This is a genomic window from Neobacillus drentensis (assembly GCF_036966985.1).
Lineage (GTDB): Bacteria > Bacillota > Bacilli > Bacillales > Cytobacillaceae > Neobacillus > Neobacillus drentensis_E.
The window spans coordinates 7,638-8,946 of record NZ_JBALSN010000366.1 but is presented as its reverse complement, the minus strand read 5'-3'; the positions used below and the strand labels follow the sequence as shown (position 1 = coordinate 8,946).

Genomic DNA, 1,309 nt, shown 5'->3' with positions numbered 1-1,309 from the left:
GTATGTGCACCGGGCGGGACGAACAGGAAGAATGGGTGCGAATGGGATTGTTATCTCGCTTGTTACTGAGAGAGAAGAAAGAGAATTGAAACAGTATTGCCGTGAGTTAAAGGTCCCAGTTAATAAGAGAGTATTTTACAAAGGAATTATCGCTGAAGAAGGACAAAGAGACCAAAAACTAAGAAAATAATGGACGGCAGTGACAGTGGAGGAAAATCCGCTGTCTTCTTTTGTTGTGCAAAGGAATTTCATTCCCATTTCTTGAATAGTTAAGGAGAAAGGGGAGGGGAACAAACATGGAAGACCCAAAATTAAAAGAAATGGATGTAGAGTGGCTTGAAGAAGCTACTATCACACAGATCCAAGAAAAGTTTGCACAAGGTGAGCTTACATCGAAAGAGCTTGTATTAATGTACTTACATAGAATCGCTAAGTATGATAAGCACCTGCATTCCATCCTTGAAGTAAATCCAGATGCATTACAGATAGCAGAAGCGCTTGAGGCCGAACGAAAAGAAAAAGGTCCGCGCAGTCGATTGCATGGAATTCCCATCTTACTAAAAGATAACATTGATACTCACGATAAAATGCATACAAGCGCTGGGTCTCTTGCCTTAAAAGATTCGATTGCCCTCCATGATTCAATTGTGGCAGAACAATTACGAAAAGCTGGAGTAGTCATTCTTGGTAAGACAAATATGACTGAATGGGCGAATTTCATGGCAATCGGGATGAAAAGCGGTTATAGTTCACGAGGTGGGCAGGTCTTAAATCCATATGGACCCAGCAAGTTTGATGTGGGTGGTTCTAGCTCAGGTTCAGGAGCAGCCGTTGCAGCAAACTTCGCCACAGTAGCAGTCGGAACGGAAACATCTGGATCCGTCTTAAATCCTGCTTGTCAAAATTCCTTGGTGGGAATCAAGCCGACAGTTGGTCTTATCAGCAGACGAGGGATTATCCCAATCGCCCATTCCCAGGACACAGCAGGTCCAATGGCTAGAACAGTGGAAGATGCTGCAATTCTTCTAACAGCACTATGTGGAAGCGATGAGAAAGATCCCATTACCAAAACAAATCCTTTTACTCAAAAAGACTTTTCCGATCATCTATTGCCGCATGGACTAAACGGGAAAAGAATTGGCTTAGCCCTAGAAGGTTTTATCGAGTTACTAAGTGAAGAGAAACAAAAGGTAATTCTTGCAGCGGTTGATAAATTAAAAACCTCTGGTGCTATCGTGATCGATACCATTGAGATTCCATCTGCCAAAGCAGATTGGAAGTATGATGTTTTGACCTATGAATTTAAACC

Annotated in this window: 2 pseudogenes (1 of these 2 running past the window's edge); both read left to right on the top strand. The window is 42.3% G+C overall.

The features are described from left to right. Positions 1-190, top strand: a pseudogene (locus V7659_RS22130) (DEAD/DEAH box helicase); the annotation flags it as partial. Between the two features lie 106 nt (positions 191-296). Beyond that, a pseudogene (locus tag V7659_RS22125) lies at positions 297-1,309 on the top strand (amidase family protein) (it continues 467 nt past the right edge of the window).